We start from the raw sequence: 1,409 nt of genomic DNA, 5'->3' as shown, positions 1-1,409 counted from the left end.
ATAAAAACATACTGTTTTACCTATTTAGTACTTTTGCGTACTATAGCCTCATTGAATGAATTTAGCTGATTTGAAAGTCTTAGCGTTTGGAGAAATAGATGTTAGATCAAAATATTAAAACTCAATTAAAAGCTTACTTAGAACGTTTAGAAAGTCCAATCGAGTTGGTTGCTGCTTTAGATGACTCAGATAAAGCAGACAAAATCAAAGAACTCGTGACTGAAATTGCTGAGCTTTCTGACCAAGTTACGGCGCGTTTTGACGGTTCAAACGCTCGCCGTCCTAGTTTCGGTGTGGCCAAAGCAGGCGAACAACCACGTGTGTTCTTTGCTGGCTTACCGATGGGACATGAGTTTACTTCTTTGATCTTGGCATTGTTACAAGTGTCGGGTTATGCCCCTAAGGTCTCTGATGAAGTACTGACTCAGATCAAAGGTTTAAATTTAACTGCAAACTTCGATGTGTTCGTATCTTTAAGCTGTCACAACTGTCCAGATGTAGTGCAAGCTTTAAACTTGATTGCGATCAATAATCCAAATACCACGGCAACCATGATTGATGGTGCCTTCTTCCAAGACGAAGTTGAAGAACGTAAAATCTTGGCAGTGCCTATGGTATTCCAAGACAATCAGCATATTGGCCAAGGCCGTATGACACTGGAAGAAATCGTAGCCAAACTGGATAGCAATTCAGCTGAGAAAGATGCAGCCGCAATCAATGCCAAAGATGCATTTGATGTGTTGGTGATTGGTGGTGGTCCTGCGGGTGGTACAGCGGCAATCTATGCAGCACGTAAAGGCATTAAAACCGGTATCGTGGCTGAACGCTTTGGTGGTCAGGTCATGGATACCATGGACATTGAGAACTTCACTACGGTTCAAAAAACGGTAGGTCCACAGTTTGCCCAAGATATGGAAGCCCATGTGCGTGAGTACGGGGTAGACATCATGAACCTGCAACGTGTCAGCAAGATCACGGGGGCAGATCAAACGGCCAATGGTCTGGTTGAAGTGGAACTGGAAAATGGTGCCAAACTTGAATCGAAAACCATCATTCTTTCAACGGGTGCACGTTGGAGAGAGATGAATGTCCCAGGTGAAGCAGAGTATCGTACGCGCGGTGTTGCGTACTGCCCACACTGTGATGGCCCATTATTCAAAGGTAAACGCGTTGCAGTCATTGGTGGTGGTAACTCTGGTGTAGAAGCAGCCATTGATCTTGCAGGCATTGTTGAGCATGTGACTTTGGTTGAGTTTGATACCAAACTTCGTGCTGACCAAGTATTGCAGGACAAATTAAACAGCTTGCCAAATACCACCGTGATCATGAATGCCTTGAGTACTGAAGTGGTAGGTGATGGTTCACAAGTCACGGCGTTGAAGTATAAAGACCGTGCCACTGATGTTGAA

Annotated in this window: 1 protein-coding gene; it reads left to right on the top strand. The window is 44.4% G+C overall.

All coding sequences use genetic code 11. The features are described from left to right. Positions 1 to 98: 98 nt before the first annotated feature. The coding region (gene ahpF, locus Aba26S_RS20890; RefSeq protein ID WP_043975150.1) for an alkyl hydroperoxide reductase subunit F at positions 99 to 1,409 on the top strand (1,311 nt) is incomplete at its 3' end.

Origin of the sequence: Acinetobacter sp. NBRC 110496 (assembly GCF_000876115.1) — a bacterium.
Lineage (GTDB): Bacteria > Pseudomonadota > Gammaproteobacteria > Pseudomonadales > Moraxellaceae > Acinetobacter.
Note: the sequence above shows the minus strand (reverse complement) of the source record. Positions and strands in the feature narration are given on the sequence as shown.